Genomic DNA, 17330 nt, shown 5'->3' on the forward strand with positions numbered 1-17330 from the left:
TTATTCCTTATGTTTTATTTTATCTATTATTTTTAGCCATTTTAAAGGAACGGTAACATTTCCGCCAAGCTTTGCTCCAACATCTAGTCCCACACTTCCAAACCCCTGAACTGTAACTTCTCCTTTTTTCATGTCATAGATTGCTCCCAGCCTGTAACTTACACCTCCACATTGAAAGCACGCTCCTTCTGTAAATCCTAGCTTATACCCAAAGGTTGTTATCCCATAGCTAACTTCTCCTTTTGCACCTCCAGCTTCTGCTGCACCTCCTGCAATAAATCCAATTTTATCATCTTCTCCTAAATAAAATCCATTATTTGCCTCAGCATTAGCGTATATATATTGACCTTCTCCTGAAACATACATATTATGATCACTATTACCTAGGTAATTTTCAGATTGTGCACTTGCAACAGCAGCTTTTATGTTTGCATCAATAATAGCTCCTTTTACTCCAATTGTGGATTTATTTTCCCCTTCAATATTAAATATTTTAAGGTTGCTTTTTGTTGAGAATCCTTTTCCTTCTTTATTATATCCCAATATCAAACCTGCAGCACCATACTTTTTATCATTTTTATATAATCCATTTGCTCCGTAGGCACCATCCTTAGTAGATAGATCAGGAGCTTTATCAAATATACTTGTAAAAGAATAGATAAGTCTCTGTAACCACCCCATTTTTGCTTTCTTCCTAAGTATAATCTCTTCAATTTTTCGCTCCCTTATTCTTTCTTCTCTATCACCCGGCCCACCATCAGGATACATTCCTGTAGGATCAGTATAGCGTACAGGATTGGAGAAAGCATACTCGTAGGGAGATTTAATTGGTGTAGCTCCTGTCATTGGATCAACACTATACCAAATACTTAATTTAGGATTGTAATATCTTGCACCATAATAATACAAGCCCGTTTCTGCATCCAGCTCTTTAGCATTAAATTTATATGGGTTTTCATAAGCAGACATCCATTGCTGTTCCGCCATAGTTTCACCATAAGGTAAGCTGATAAAAAATTGCGTAGTAACTGAATTTTCATCTGTAACATAAGCTGCATTACTTAAATGATCACTATGCAGATAATATAATCCGGATTGAGCATTATTTACATTAAATTCATTTTGAATATTTTCAATATCGATGTCAGCTTTTTTCAAATAATTGTTAAAATCTATTTGTGGATTTGTCCCCGGCTCGTCTTTAGCTTTATTAAAACTGGAAGAATTTTTACTAAAACTTGCCTGACCATTTAAAAGCCTGCTTGCAATCCTCTGACCTCCAAAATAGTAATGCTTAGTATAGGTATCATCCGAACTGACTACCACATATGGATTTGGATAAATTTTATACCCTTCTAAAACCAAATTTCCTGTATCTACAACTGCACCATTCTGATAAAGCTGAGTTTGTTGACTAAGCATATATTTTATCGTTCTTTCACCCTTGTTATCATACATATAGTATTGGAAAACTCCATAATTAGGATCCGAGATAGCCTTCATTCTATCTAATTCATCCCATAATATCCTTTTTGTACCATTACTATCAGTATGTTCTGATATGTTACCGTTATTATCATAAGTGAAAGTCTCATAATTACCTGTATTTGAATCGAATATATCTTTTATCTTATGAGTTCCAGATTGATATTCGTAATTGTTCTCATAAGTGTTAGCATTGATAATATTACTATTTTGATCATGGGCTTGAACTTTCTGTACGATACCTCCCGAGCCATTGTATTTTAAATCTACATTATATGATGAGTTTGAAACAGCATACGGTGAAGACGATCCACTACCCGGCTGACCAAAAATACCTGCAGAATTGACAAGCCTGTTAAGCTGATCATAATGATATGTATAATTATATGTGTTGCCCATACCATTAGGTGAGACTCCCGCAGTATTATTCATACTGGTAATATTTCCTACAAAGTCATATACATAATTATTATTTAGAAGTGTATTTGAACTGGCATCATTAAGCAAATGATTACTCAATTTTCTATTGGTTGGAAGATATGAGAATGATTCTATTGCCCCATTACCATATTTGATTAATTTCTTTTGACTATACTCATCATACAGTACATCTGCATAATAATAATTATCATTATTCCAGATTTGTTTTAGGTTACCGCCTAAATTATAAGAATATTTTAAGGTTTCTCCATCCGGATAAGTTAAAGTTACCGGACGATTCCAGCTGTCATATTCATATTTAGTAGCAAATCCTAATGACGGAATATTATAACCAATTACTTTTCTATTCTCAAAAGTAATTTCACCCATATTCCCATAATCATATTCAGTTACCCCCGTACCGTCTTCTTTAAATATAAGTCTTCCGGTAGTGTTTCCTGATCCTTGGTCTCCATACTTATATGTTACGTTATTTGGATTATCACTTCCATCAGGAAGTTTTGGAAGAATAATATTTATCAATCTGTTATAATCATATAAATATCTGATACCTGAGCTGCCATTTGGATCATTAATTATGTTGGCAGATCTATAATCGATAAGCTGACCAGCAAAGTCATATCTGTATTTTGACACTCCCTTATCAGGATGTTGTTCCATAATTTTCCTTCCTGCCATATCATATCTGTAACTGGTTACAATACCTTCAGCATCTGTTACATCTATCACATTTCCTGCTACATCATAATTAAAGCTACTTGATAAAACCTGGCCTGAGGCTGCTAAATATTGCTTTGAGTTCAAAGTTCTTCCTTCTGCATCATTAAGTATTTCAGACTTTAACTGACTTGATGAATTTTGCATTTGCCACAATGTAACTTTATACAGACCTCCACTTATGCTATAAGAACTTTGTGCAATATTTCCGTCTTCATTAGTTGCTTTAATTATTCGGTCTAAAGTGTCATACTCATTAGTATTAAAATAATTAGACAGTGATAATTTCAGTACTTTATTAACAGCTGTGTTCTTAGGCTCTACAGTAGGATGGTAATTTTTGATAGGTCTTCCGTGCACATCATATATTACCATACCCGATACAGACATTTTCTCTACTCCATCAATATCAATATCTTTTTTAACCTGTACTGTCCTTCCTAAGAAATCTGCGAAGCTAATAGTTTCTATATCATTTCCCTGATTGAACTGATCATAATTCTGAGCATTTACCCCATATAGATTTACCACATAACCACCACCATTCTGAACCGTGTAAGGGGACATAAAATAATCATACTTAGTAGTATAAGGTAATCCCTGAGCAGCTTCTTTAGGTGATAAGACAGAAACCAACCTACCTTTTGAATCATATTCATATTTAATACTGTTTCCTGCAACATCAGTTGTCTGTGTTACAACATCAAATAATGGATCATAAATTTTATATGATTCTAAACCAAAGCTATCATCCCTAACTGTTGTAACATATTTATTCAAGTCAACATCATAGCTATAGGTCAATGAATATCTCTGGCCGGCTTCATTCGGAGGATATTGTACCGATACCATATTTCCATATGCATCATAATTAAAATCGGTATCCGCTGTTTCACTGCTGTTCAATCTTATACTCACTTGTGCAATGTCACCATATGCATTTGTAGAAGAGCTTCTCTCTCTTAATACATTTCCACTACCATCGATTAGCTTGACATTATTTGGTATATTTAAAATATTTAAAGATATTAATGCTGGATCTGTATTATAGCTTATTAATGAAGTAGAATTATTATTGGAATTATTACTTATATAATCAGACTGAATCAATTGTTGCCGGTCATTATAAGTATACCTGCTCTTAGTTTCTATATTTTGATTTCCAGCATAATTTATTTTTCTGGATTCAGCTAATAAGGCAACCGCCATTTTTCTTCCTTCTTTTCCACCTGTGTCAAAATCCAGAGGTAATAGATTGGTAAGATCAAGCTGCGTATTATTATTAATTAACTTATAAAGCTTGTAGTCATTTTCAGTTTTATACATTAAATTTCCCCCAACACTTGAACCTGCAAAAAACTCTGATTTTACTAGAAGTCCCTTTAAAAAATAGCTTCGGTTAAAATAGGTGTCTTTAACTGTTCTATAGATATTTTGGCCCTCCATATCTTTAGTATAAACAACACTAAAACCAAAAAACTCTCTTTCTCTTCGATCATATTTCCCGTCTTCATATTCAAATTTTGTCGTATAGTTTTTATTTGGATCACTACCCCAATAAGAATAATCTGGAGCATTCACATCCGGATTATTGGTACTCACTTCCGTCATGACCAATTTTGCATATGGATTATCGTAATTAGCCTTAGAATACGCATAATCAATGGTAAATCTTCCTCTGGTTGAAGTATTAGTAACTACGCTTAATTTATTAGTTCTTCCTATCCTAGAATGGTTGACAACAAATCCATCATTTTTAGAAATTACTAAATCAGGAAGTCCATCACCGTTCATATCTTTAAAAGTCTTGTCAACTTCAGCAATTGAAATTCCTACATTAGCTGTTGCTCCTCCTCCAATTTTCATATAAATAAGCGGAAACGGAGGGAATGGCCACCAGACAATAGGCCAACAATAAAAGTAGCTGGCTCCAACAGAAATTGATCCGTTATAAGTCTTCGACTCATTATTATAGTCTATCTTATTCTGTATTTCACCCTGTTTTTTGAATATTTCTACAGCATCGGAAAACTTGTTACCAAGATTATATTTTACATACGTTGCATCACTTCCTACATTTAAAATATCCACTAATCCATCTCCATTAATATCTTCAAAAGTAGCGTCTGATGTTCCTAAAGAGAATGTAGCACCTACACTTCCTACAAATCCAACATTTGCAATTGAGCCTAAATCGAATCCATAACTTAATCCCGCTCCACCTACAGGATGTGACGCATATGTTTCAAAATTTTTAAAATACTGAGTATTTGAATTTAATTGATAGCCTAAATTCAGATTATACCTTATAGAGGAAGTTCCCCCTCCTACAACTCTATCTAACAACCCATCACCATTAATATCTACCCAATAAGACTCACCAGAATCTTTTGAATTGTAATTTGCTGAAACACTCGCTGACCAAGGTGAAGAATTATCCGCTTCGGCAATAATGCGAACAGCAGGATTATTTCCCATTGATAATACTTCCCCATGTCTTTGATTTACACCTGCTGATGTAAATGTGTTTGGCGAAAACTGTAATGATCCGGTATTGACATCACTATTTGAATTAGTAAGATAGGCATTAGCATATACATTAGGCGCAAGTTGAAGGCTTTTCAACCCTCCTGTTGAATTCGTAACCTGTACAGCATCACTATATACAATATCTGGATAACCATCTCCATTCATATCCATATAATCCTGAAGACAAATACTTCCTTTTCCTACAAGATTTGAATTCGCATTCTGAAGTCCTGCACCAAACAATGAACCACTCAATGTGTTAGTTCGCGACTTACTATAATATTTCTTGTTAATCCCATACATCTTAGTATCAACATTTCCCTGAAGAATAAGATTATCTGGAAGATCAGGGTTTGCTACAAAAGGATCAAAGAAACCACTTACTGTTTCATCATCCTTAAAGGAAGATGCCATTGCATATTGTTCCGGCCCTACACCAATCCATTTTTCAGTAATGACCTGCTGGTCATTTCTTCCTGACTTAGTCACATAAACTTCTAAAGGCCTTACTGCTGTAGGGCTAAAATTTGCCGGATTTTGATAATATCCGGAATTGTTAATTTGCTGGGCGATACATTCTGCAGTTTCCTGAGCAGTAGGCAAATTATCACATGTCGGATAACTTAAACTTACCGGTATAGTAAGAGGAGTAAGCTTATCAGGATTAATCAGCATACCATAATTATCCGAAGGAGTGTTTTGATTTAAGGCAAAACCGTCAGGCGTGCTTACAGGAACAACATCTGCATATTGATTATATAAAAACTGGCTCCAGTTCTTATAAAATTGACCTATATGTTCAAGATTTGAGGTATTTATTGATGTATGGCCAGTGGTTGCTAAAAAAGTATTTCCTTGATCATAATAAATATTGAAAGTACCTCCCTGCAGAATATTTTGATATTTTTTATACAATTGATAATCAGCTTCGGTGTTACAATATACCTGAATATTAATCATCTCACTATTAGGGAGAACAGTGCCAGAAGCATTGCTCATATCTCCTGTATAAAAAGCCATTGGGGAATTTCCTGAGATAGCCTGATTATTTATCATATCTATCTCAGTAATGTTTGTTCCATTTCCTGTAATAATAATTCTTCTTTTTCCTAAAACATGGCCTGCTTTCTTTATTATATAATAAAAAGTTCCGTTTGTAAGTGCATTTGTTGACGGTAAGTTTTTATTCAATTCAATTTTATACGTTTGTACACCTGATGGATATGTAGTCGTAAAAGCTAGATCTGTAATACTAAACTTAGGTTTAAGATCAATAATGTATGATGAAGGATAATCTGCTACACCATTGTAGTGTACTGAAGCTCCCCCTGCTGAAGGCATGAAATCAACATCAATTTTATTCCAATTATAATCTTTAAAGTTCGTATGAGAATCTGTTTCTACCACAAATTTAATTATGGATGGTACTTCGTTCTGGCTAATTGATATATTGTTAAGCTGAATAGCGGGAACCGTAATTCCATTATCATTTTGAGCATACGTTGGAGTTGCATGGATTACTGTTTCTACATTATTAGATAAATTAACCTTTACAATTTTAAATGTTATATCATCTGTTGTCTTTGGAAACACTACTTGAGGAACAGATATATTTATTGTTCCCGGATGATCAATTTGAATTGGTTTCGTATGATTATTTAAGAAAAAGTTTTGTGAATAGCTTCCGTTATTGAGATAAAATCCGTCTTGTTCATACAAGTCAGGATTTTGTAAATACCGTCCTCCAACATAAGTTATCTGCGGATTAGATAAGACCTGGTAACTATAATTATCATCTTTATGCAACCTTACATACACTTTATCTCCTTCTTCTACAGACAATATATTTGATGAATCTATTCCTAAATGATCTTGATTTGCAGGCGTGAGTGATTGTATTTGAGAGTAATATGTATTATAATTCGTAATTGAAATAGTCTGAGATAATGTTCCGGAAATTTCTTTTAAATATATCCTACCATTTTTAGTCGGATTTAAAGGATTTTTAATCTCGACAGAATATACAGCTTTTGCATTGGGTAAACTCTCAACTCTTATACGATCCGTGAATTTGATTGTGCCGCTTTTAGGAGCTACCCAAACTTTTACTATATCGTTTCTGGAAATAGTACTCCAGCCATCTAAAGGCGGTTCATGTGGTGTAGTAGTATCTGCAACAATTACCATATTTTCGGTATTATCACTATATCTACTCATTTCGGCATCTCCATTACTGTCGATCTTGTTGAATAACACTTCTCCATCCTTAACCACATCCATGATCCCATCATTATTGGCATCTACAATAAATGATGAGGTTTCACTTTTACTGGTAGACCACATCTGAGAAAAGTTGAAACCAAATCCAAAAACATTGATTCCTACATCATATCCTAAATGATCTGTTTTGGTTTTTGTAAATGAAAAATTACTATTGAGATATTTAACACTTTTTTCAGCCCCCCATGTAATACTTCCGTTTGAAGACAATACTCCCGGTCTGAAAAATAATCCTCCGTTTGGCTTTCTATAAATAATATCACTGATACCATCACCATTGAAATCTATAAGTTCCTGAGCTTTTTTTGCCTCAGCTCTGGAAAGCCCCAAACTAAATGCAGCCATGATATGGCCAAAAGCATTCATCGTGGGAAACAGGAAGTTAAGCCCTACTCCAGGAAGTCTACCGTTAATACCCCATTCAAATGTATTGGTCGCTCCGATTTTTGAAGGCATAAGGGAACTAGGCAAAAGAGGAAAAGCACCATTTGATGATCCTGTTCCTGAGACATCAATGTCTTTATCAAAAAGAGTTTTTGATCGATCTTTATCATCCTGAATGTCATTATAATACTCCAGGCTGTATTCATTAATCAGAGCAGACGTATCACCAGGCTGATAATTTTTATCAAACTCCTGAATTTTAGTTAATAATGTTTTGTAAAATTCTCCTTGCCCATAAGTCAATGAATACGCTCTGATAAGTTCGCCATTATATCTTACGTAAATATTTTTAAGCTTGTAAGGTTCAACTATATTAACTCCAAGCTTAGCATTCATACTAATATCAGGTCTTGTAATAGTTTGTTCCCGCTCAAATTCTACAGAATAAAATTTTTGTAAAGGATTAATCCTTCTTCCATTTTTTTTAGTGTATATAATCTTAGATATATGGAAAATTTGTCCACCATTCAAATTAGCATTATCACCACTCAGGCCACTAATTACAGTATTATCATATATATATTCTACATAGTTTCCATAGGTATCTTCTGTTTTTACTAATCCCCATTTTACTATGTTTCCAGCTGAATTCTTTAATACAGCAGTTGAATTTACAACTGTATTAAGACCTCCATAATAATTTTTTATTCCGTTTGAACCTGTAACTACCCATGTATAAGCAGAAGGAGTAGCACCGTACCGTTCTATTTTTGTAAAATCATGATTTTTCCTTAAATAGAAAACTTTTTTGTTATTCGTGAAATTAGCCGTTCTAAGCTGCTTATTAGTATCAAAAACAGAAGAATTTTCATTAATGTTATTGTGTCTATGAGGTAAATAATTACCATCATAAACCAACATTTCCCCATCTAAAGAATATAATTCAGTTTCCGTGGAAGGATCAAACAATGGACTTCCCCAACGGGCATCCACATTTATGGACGATAAACCACTTATGTCCCATCCTTCTCCCATCCAGCCGTTACTACTACCACTGCTGTATGAAATTGATAAATCAGGCTGCATGTTGTTCCTTCCGGCAGGAACTACAATTGGATAAGATGTATTTGCATCACCTGTCTGGCTTGCAATAGGTGGTGTTATGAACTGAACTCCTGCAGTAGGACTTCCTGCCTTTAATCCATTCATGCTAGTAGCGGATAAAGCGCTCACCTGAGGAGATTCTGGAATAGAAATTACTCCATTGATATAATCATGGCTACCATCACTTTCAATAGTGGTAGTTCTTGACTTTTCATCAAGGACTGCAGAATTATCAACTTTCCATTGTTTATTTTTGTAATCAAAGTAAAAAACTTTAATATTTTGAGGAGAAATTGTACCTAAACGTTTTTCATCATACGGAATGGTAATTTTAACTCCTTTTTTTAATGTTCCGGAAACTACAGAAAATCTAAATGCTTCATTATTCGGTGTAACATTTTTTATTCCCTGCGATGTCGCAGGAAAATCTTTAGACCTTAATTTTAAAACCTCAATGTATGCTGATTCGGAAGTTTCTTTCTGAACTTTAATATTCAGTCCTTCATAATCTACACTCAATTCCTGATCTTTTGAGACGAAAATTCCCTTGGCATTAAAATAAGCATTGTTTACCGCCTTAAAAGAATTTGTCGAAGCAGGAATTTTATGGTGTGTTGTAATTCCATTGGCAGTAACTGAAAAACTGCCTTTTGCCTTATCACTTTCGGATAACTGGATTAACTTTTCAAACTCACCGTTTTTTGCAGAAACATATTCATTGTTGATCGTAGCACCTGCTCCACTAACGTTATTGCCTTTTACATAAAGTTTATCTCCGGAAAGTATTGAGCTTACAAGAATATTCTCATAAGATTTCTTGTCTTTACCAAAAACAATCTTTAAGTTCTTAACCTTATATTTTACTCCATCAGAAGGTGAAGTAAACAAAACAGTATTTAACCCGTTCTTAATAATATTTGAGTTCAAAGCCTCTCTCTGATGGCTCCACTGAGCATTGGGAACAACAACGTCTCCTCCTATGGCTAAGTTATTATTGATTGACCTTGGAACAGACTGATGCGATGCCAATCCGAAAAGATCATATTCCAGATAAGCGACTGTATTTTCTTTGTTGACATTAGGAACGTCAATTGTAAAAAAGTTGTCCGAGATTCGGTCCTCTTCCTGATCTGAGAAAGTTCCGATAGTTCCTTCTTTTTCCCGTGAAGGATAAGAAGCGATATTCGCCGAAACTGCATCATTGACTTCGGGCAATTCTGGATCTGAACTCACAGCCTGGAAAGGATTATTTTCAGATAAAATATCCCTGTTAGTTTTCTTAATTGTATTATTGGCAAAAGATTTATCAGAAGATTTTTCTTTCTGATCTTTTTTCAGAGCATCGACCTCTTTTTTATCGGTCAGCTTACTCATCCAGTCTTTTTTAAACTCCCTGACTCTCTGCCTGTCCTTTTTGGTGAAGCTTGCGAACACAAACATACAGGCAAAAAAGCACAGCAGAAGACATGATTTCCTGGTAAAAGGAAACCGGTTAATGTGTATTTTCATGATTATTTAATCTACGATTAATTTGAATGTTTTTATGATTTTCCCGTTCTGGGTAAGATTGATAAGGTATGAAGTCTGAATTGGCAGATGATTCATATAGGAACTGGCTGTATTGCTTATCTTATCAAGCTTCACCAATCTTCCGCCAGCATCGTAAATAGAGATTACAAGGCCATCCATCTTAGGAAACACAATGGTAAAATTCTGATCCTTCTTAACAGGATTAGGGTAAAGAGCAATTTTATTGATATCCAGTGACAAATCGTTTATATTACGAATACTGCCCGTATTGGAACCTGAACTTGGATTTATTTCTTCTGATTTATTATTTCTTGGGCTTACTGCAAATGTAAAATGCGCCGTATTAACAGAATCAAAAGCGTCAAGGAATTCAATATTATTGAATATAATATAGCTTTCCTGTTCAACACCCTGCAGTTTTCTGATTTCGCCGTTATCTTTTTTCAGCAACATCCAGTAAGAAAGGGGAATAGCACGTGGATTTATCTTTTCCTTGACAATCCGTACCGTATAATTTGTTTTAGGAATGGTATTCCCGATAAAACTGATTTCCCAGTTTCTCTCCAGAACATCAAGATCTTTTTCCGGCTTTACAGACATTTCCTTATTGTCATCTGACCACATTGCAAAATTATAGTTGTCAATGACGGAAGGATTTTCAAAATTTGTCCTTTGGACACTATTCAGACCAATCGCAAGAAACGGATCTGCCTGGTTAGATGACTGCTTCTGATAAAGCTCGTTTTTATCATCTCTGCCCAAACCTGTCGGCCTGTACCTATAGTTTTGATGTTTCTCAGGATCCCAGAGTACCTTACCATCACTGGCATAATACTTTCCTTTTTCCAGAGAGATCCCGTATTTTATGGAAAGGTAGGAGTGAATTTTGTTCAGATCCATCATTTTAGCTTTCCTGGGAAGAAAAATCATTTCATAAAGACTCTGATCTTCAAATCTGATCCTTAAGCTATCTTTTTTTTCCTTTCTTAAGTCTGCAGATCCAGTAAAGGAAAATATACTCGGCCTTTTGCCTATTTCCTTTGAACTTTTACCTTTGGTATAAGCATGATTGCTTAAAGACACATTTTTGTCTTCAATTTCCCAGATCATTTCATCTTCTTTTGATGCATGAACAAGGCTTAAGGTATGGCTCTTGTCTTTACTGTACTTAATGTACTTTTTGAGCAGCTTGTCTTTGATGCCGCAATGAAAATTCAACAGGCTTTCATCTTTGCACCTGGCTGATTCCCGGGCATTGGGATTTGCCTTTTCCCATAACTGGACATCTGAACCCACCAGTTGGGAATACGCAGAGAATGAACATGACACCAGCAATGCCATGAACATCCTAGAGGATAAAGTTTTAATCATATAAAGTATAGTTGTTTTTTATATATTTGCAGCTTTTAAATAATTAGAAAATTACTGTAACCATTTAAGATTATTTTTCACAATAAAAAGATATATCTATTTTTAAGTCACGAAAGTAAGAAAAATAATCCTATCTATTATTAAAAAATCAATAATTTTATTTTTTTCACCATAACACGGCATTAAATATGAAATATTGTCCTATTAGTAATTTTCATTTTCCATTATTTTTAGCAAATATCAAAGGAGTAAGCGTCAAAACTTGACGCATTAAAATTTATTTCCGGATTATTTACATTTCATATGATTACTTATCCATATTGACCAGAAACTAAACTCAATTATACTTTGTGCTTTTTCATAATAATTTTACAGGATAGTTTTTGTTAATTTTTCTCATCCATTCACTTTTAAGATTAAATTATTTATCTTTGGGTAGGTAATACAAATGATACACTAAAAGGACCATGAAAAAATATTCCTTTCCTGATGACCTCATCCCTTCCAATGATGGAGCAAGGCTGTCTAAATTAAAGCAGTATGATGTTGTTGATACGCTTTCGGAACCGGAATTCGATACAATTTCAAGCATTGCTGCGGAAATTTTTCAGGCTCCCGGCGCTTTTGTCAATTTTGTGGATGCGGAAAAAGTATTTTTTAAATCTAACCTGAGTACATTTCCAACCAACCAGGTGCATAGAAATGACAGCCTGTGCTCACTTACGATTCTCGAAGATGATATTACTGTATTTTATGATACACATGAGTTCAATGAGCTCAGCCAAAATCCTTACGTGCATACAGAAGGCGGCATCCGGTTTTATGCCGGGGCTCCCATAAAAACACCGGAGGGGCATAATATAGGCACTGTCTGTGTGATTGATGATCAGCCCAGGAATGCCATTACAGAAACACAGGCCTCCCTTCTGAAAAAACTGGCTTCCCTGGCTCTGGAAAAACTGGAATCCAGAAGAATGAAACGGCAGATGTCACAGATTGTTGACGACCACCTGCACCAGGTTACCCATGACCTGCTGAATCCTCTTACTTCAATCATGATTTCCGCCCAGCTGATCCAGAAAAAGGCCGGGGATAATGAGATAATTCAGAAAGTTGGCAACAGTATTCTGGAAAGAGCCGATTTCATGCAGAAAAGCATCAGCAATCTCCTGAGTGATGCTTCCCTGAATAAAGGAGAAGAGCAGTTATCCAAAGAATCTGTAAAAATCAGGGATCTGATAAACCATTTGTACCGAGACTTTAAAATGATTATGGAACATAAACAGCAGGTTTTGAAGATACAGGGCGTCACCGATACCATATTGCACATTGACCGTAAAAGGATCCATAATGTTCTGGCTAATCTTTTAAGCAATGCATCCAAGTATTCGCCTCTGGGATCTGTTATCAATCTCCACTATTCAGAATCGGAGAAAACAGTGCTTTTTCAGATCAGCGATAAAGGAGCAGGGATTGCACAGGAGGAATTTGACAAACTGTTCAGGAAATTTTCCCGCCTGTCTTCCAAACCTACAGGAAATGAACGTTCCCACGGATTCGGCCTGTACACGGTGAAAGTGCTCACTGAAATGCACGGCGGAAAAGTATGGGCAGAAAGCCCGGGAATAGGACAAGGAACTACCTTCTTTGTAGAGCTTCCTAGACACTGAGGAAGCAATACTCCATACAATATAAATTACTCCAGGTACTCTTTAGGAACCGGAATATTATTCTGCTTCATATATTTGATCAGATCCTGGTATTTATCCTGGTAATCGTTCATGCCGCACTTATCCGAAATGCTGCAGATATCGGACGGCTTTATTTCCAGGATTTCTGAAATTTTGGTCAGTGTATCAAGGTTGATCTTCACCTTTCCATTCTCTATATCCGAGTATGCTTTCTGGGAAATTCCCATTTCAAAAGCCATGTATTCCTGAGTAAAATCCTTACTCCGGCGTACTTTTCTGATGTTTTGACTGCATATTTTCATCTCAACTGCTTTAGTAGTTTTCAGTATAGTTTAGAAGAATACCTACTAGACTCCGACAAAGTTATTAAATACCTTTGGCAAAACATTACACACCTACATGATATTTAATTTCTTTCTCATTTACGGGTTTAAAAATTGAATAGGAAAGGAATAATATCATCTCAGTCAACACATTTGCAATTATGGATACGCAAAAATTTAATTATGACAATACTATTGTCAGGGCATTCCTGTATGCCACTATTGTATTCGGGCTCATAGGCTTTTTACTGGGACTTACCGCTGCTTTAATGCTGTTTTATCCTGAATTGCCTGAGTTTTTATTCGGAACCGATGATGTTACCATCCAAAGTCTGAGAAGCGGCAACATCCAGGGACTGATCAATACGCAGGGAGCAATGGGATTCGGGAGGGTCAGAATGCTGCATACCAGCGCTGTGATCTTCGCTTTTGTCTGTAACTCATTCTTTTGCGGAGCTTATTACTGCCTTCAGAGGCTGCTTAAAACCAGAATGTACAGTGATACTTTATCCTGGCTGCATTTCTGGTCCTGGCAGATCATGATTATCTCGGTTGTCATTACTTTCCTGATGGGGATCAACACCTCTAAAGAATACGCTGAACACGAATGGCCGATTGATATTTTAATTGCATTTTCATGGATCATTTTCGGAATCAATATGTTCGGAACCATTGCCAAGAGACGGGTAAGGCATTTATATGTAGCGATCTGGTTTTTTATTGCTACCTGGATTGCCGTAGCGATGTTACATATCTTCAATAATCTCGAAGTTCCGCTTTCGTTTACCAGCTGGAAATCCTATTCGGCCTATGCAGGCGTAAAAGATGCGCTGGTACAATGGTGGTATGGGCATAATGCAGTGGCTTTCGTACTCACAACCCCTGTTTTGGGCCTTATGTATTACTTCCTGCCTAAAGCAGCCAACCGCCCGGTATTCTCTTATAAACTATCCATCATTCACTTCTGGTCCCTGATTTTCGTATACCTGTGGGCCGGCCCGCATCACCTTCAGTATACTGCACTTCCGGGATGGGCCCAGGCATTGGGAACCGGATTCTCCATTATGCTGATCGCTCCGTCATGGGGAGGAATGCTGAACGGCCTTCTTACTTTGAGAGGAGCCTGGGATAAAGTAAGGGAAAACCCAATCCTTAAATTCTTTGTGGTAGCAGTAACCTGTTATGGTATGGCGACCTTTGAAGGACCGCTTCTGGCAACAAAATCACTGAATAAAATAGGGCATTATACCGACTGGGTAATCGGTCATGTACATATAGGTGCCCTCGGCTGGAACGGTTTTATGGCTTTCGGGATTGTATACTATCTTGTACCGATCCTGTGGAGAACACCTCTCTGGTCTAAAAAACTGGCCAACTGGCACTTCTGGCTGGGCACCTTGGGGATCATTTTCTATGCTGTACCGATGTATATCTCAGGATTTACACAAGGATTGATGTGGAAACAGTTCAATCCGGACGGAACACTGGTTTGGAAAAACTGGCTCGATACGGTGACAGCAATCATTCCATATTTCAAGATGAGATTTATTGGAGGAATATTTTACCTGACAGGCGCTGTACTGATGACTGTTAATGTATTCAAAACCGTACGTGCCGGATCGTTCCAGAAAAACGTTCCAGCAGAAGCACCAGCATTAGCCAGGGTAGGAAGCGGAAGAAAAGAAGGCGAGGGAACCCATCTTTGGCTTGAAAGAACCCCTACCCTGCTTTCTGTCCTTGCTTTTGCCGTCATTGCCATCGGAGGTCTGGTAGAAATTGTCCCAACACTGACCGTGAAAAGCAACCTGCCAACTATTTCAGCAGTAAAACCCTATTCCCCGCTGGAATTGGAAGGAAGAGACCTCTATATCCGCGAAGGATGTAATTCATGCCACTCACAGATGATCAGACCGTTCCGGGATGAAGTTGTACGATTCAACGGCAAAAACGGACAGTATTCCAAAGCGGGCGAGTTTATCTACGACAGGCCGTTCCTCTGGGGCTCCAAAAGAACCGGACCGGACCTTCAGAGAGAGGGAGGCAGAAATCCTGATTCATGGCACTTTAAGCATATGTATAACCCAAGGATTACTTCTGCGGGGTCTATTATGCCACGCTTCCCATGGCTGATCAGCAATGAGCTGGATCGCTCACAGATGGCTGATAAAATGAGACTCATGAAAAATGCCTTCGATGTCCCTTATACCAAAGCCCAGATCGATTCATCCAATCAGTGGGCAGACCATCAGGCTCAGGCTATTGTGAAAAGAATTTATGCCGAAGCCAACGATGTGAAAACACAGATGGAAAAAGAAAAGATCACCAGAGGAACCGCATTCATCCCACTTGAGAAAAGGGAGATTACCGCGATAATTGCTTACCTGCAAAGACTGGGCACCGACATCAAAACCACTGACATCAAAACCGCAAGCATCGAGTAATCATTAAACCTGAATTACAATGAAACCAAGAACACCCATTTCAGTATATATTGTCTTAACCGTCGTACTCAGCACCTTGCTCTTTGGTATGTTCAGTCCGGACGGAAGCTATCTTACCTCTGCCTTTTTCTGGGGACTTCTTTTAATCGCCACAATCCTTTTATTGATCATGAATTCGATAGGTGACCTGATTGAAAATGAAAATTTCAGCAGGCTAACCGAAGAAGAAAAGCAGGCTTATCTTGAACAGAAGAAAATTCCTTACTATCAGAAATTATGGAATTCGGCATTTAAAAAACAATCCCAATCTGAGGAAAAAGATATTCTCATCGACCACGGATTTGACGGGATTACAGAACTCGATAATTCTCTTCCAAAATGGTGGACAGGCCTGTTCTGGTTCGGATGCGTATTCTGCATAGTCTATATGGCTGCTTATGCCTTTACGGATTATGCCCATCAGGAAAAGGAATATGATCAGGAAACCAAAACCATGCTTGCCTCCATTACTGAGTTTGAAAAAAGCGCTCCGCCGGTGAACCTGGAAACGGCAAAATACAGTGCCGATAATATTGCAGAAGGAGAACAGCTTTTTAAAACCAACTGCACAACCTGCCACGGAGACGGAGGGATAGGAGGAATCGGACCTAACCTGACAGACACCCACTGGATCAACGTTAAACAGAAGAGCCTTTTTAAAAATGTGATCTGGATGCTGGAAAACGGCTCCCCTAATAATCCTGCCATGAGACCTTTTGTGAAAGAAGGAACGATCACCGGAAGGGATGCTGAAAAAATTGCCGCCTATGTCTATCACATTAACCGGGAAAAGGCACCGGTTACCGAAGCTCAGGGCGGTGCTGCGCCTCAGGGCGAAACTGTAGAATGGGAAAACGGCAACGAATAACCTTTAAAACTGATAACCAACCAAATAAAACATATCCATGCCCCCTTTTGCTATAACTAACATTTGAATTTTCATTTTTGCTAACCTTTTCACTTTATATGCCTAAAAGGGGGCTTTTTTTAACTTA

General features: G+C 36.9%; 6 protein-coding genes. 3 read left to right on the forward strand and 3 right to left on the reverse strand.

Annotation, left to right across the window (positions count from 1 at the left end):
• Both QE404_RS13065 and QE404_RS13070 read right to left on the reverse strand, forming a co-directional pair.
• The gene (locus QE404_RS13065; RefSeq protein WP_307453930.1) at positions 1-10314 is read right to left on the reverse strand and encodes an RHS repeat-associated core domain-containing protein; all 10314 of its coding nucleotides are present in this window, start codon (positions 10312-10314) and stop codon (positions 1-3) included.
• A gap of 141 nt (positions 10315-10455) precedes the next feature.
• Positions 10456-11841 carry a T9SS type A sorting domain-containing protein gene (locus QE404_RS13070; protein ID WP_307451125.1) on the reverse strand — a complete coding sequence of 462 codons (1386 nt, stop codon included), beginning with the start codon at positions 11839-11841 and terminating at the stop codon, positions 10456-10458.
• A 467-nt stretch (positions 11842-12308) separates the two neighbouring features.
• Here QE404_RS13070 and QE404_RS13075 point away from each other — a divergent pair, with 467 nt between their 5' ends.
• Positions 12309-13511 (forward strand): GAF domain-containing sensor histidine kinase, encoded by a 1203-nt coding sequence (locus QE404_RS13075; protein WP_307451127.1) that lies wholly within the window; start codon positions 12309-12311, stop codon positions 13509-13511.
• Between the two features lie 26 nt (positions 13512-13537).
• On the opposite strand, the gene QE404_RS13080 is transcribed toward QE404_RS13075, so the two are convergent.
• Positions 13538-13834, reverse strand: a complete 297-nt coding sequence (locus QE404_RS13080) for a helix-turn-helix domain-containing protein (protein WP_307451128.1) — start codon at positions 13832-13834, stop codon at positions 13538-13540.
• A gap of 182 nt (positions 13835-14016) precedes the next feature.
• On the opposite strand from QE404_RS13080, the gene ccoN reads away from it, so the two are divergent.
• Positions 14017-16296, forward strand: coding sequence for a cytochrome-c oxidase, cbb3-type subunit I (ccoN, locus tag QE404_RS13085; protein WP_307451130.1), 2280 nt, complete (start codon positions 14017-14019; stop codon positions 16294-16296).
• A gap of 19 nt (positions 16297-16315) precedes the next feature.
• The gene (locus QE404_RS13090; protein WP_307451132.1) at positions 16316-17203 is read left to right on the forward strand and encodes a cbb3-type cytochrome c oxidase N-terminal domain-containing protein; all 888 of its coding nucleotides are present in this window, start codon (positions 16316-16318) and stop codon (positions 17201-17203) included.
• Positions 17204-17330: the final 127 nt, after the last annotated feature.

This window comes from Chryseobacterium camelliae (assembly GCF_030818575.1).
Taxonomy (GTDB): Bacteria; Bacteroidota; Bacteroidia; order Flavobacteriales; family Weeksellaceae; genus Chryseobacterium; species Chryseobacterium camelliae_A.